Below are 316 nucleotides of genomic sequence, written 5' to 3'. Positions count from 1 at the left end.
CCCCCCCCCCCCCCCCCCCCCCCCCCCCCCCCCCCCCCCCCCCCCCCCCCCCCCCCCCCCCCCCCCCCCCCCCCCCCCCCCCCCCCCCCCCCCCCCCCCCCCCCCCCCCCCCCTTTTTAATGACCCGCCGACCACCGAGATCTACACTGTTCGCATTTCGTCGGCAGCGTCAGATGTGTATAAGAGACAGGCCCTGCAGGGACTGGAAGGCTTCAGTGCGCAGGCGCGCAACATGCACCGGCAGCTGGTCGGCAGCCTGGCCATCGGCCTGATCGGCAATGCACCCATGGAATACAACGCGTTGATGGGGCGGGCC

The 316-nt window shown here is 74.4% G+C and carries 1 pseudogene; it reads left to right on the top strand.

What is annotated here, in order from left to right:
- A pseudogene (locus JHD82_RS30155) lies at positions 1 to 316 on the top strand (hypothetical protein); the annotation flags it as partial.

Origin of the sequence: Delftia sp. ASV31 (assembly GCF_016428765.1) — a bacterium.
GTDB lineage: Bacteria > Pseudomonadota > Gammaproteobacteria > Burkholderiales > Burkholderiaceae_C > Comamonas > Comamonas acidovorans.
This window is presented reverse-complemented; position numbering and strand designations above follow the sequence as displayed.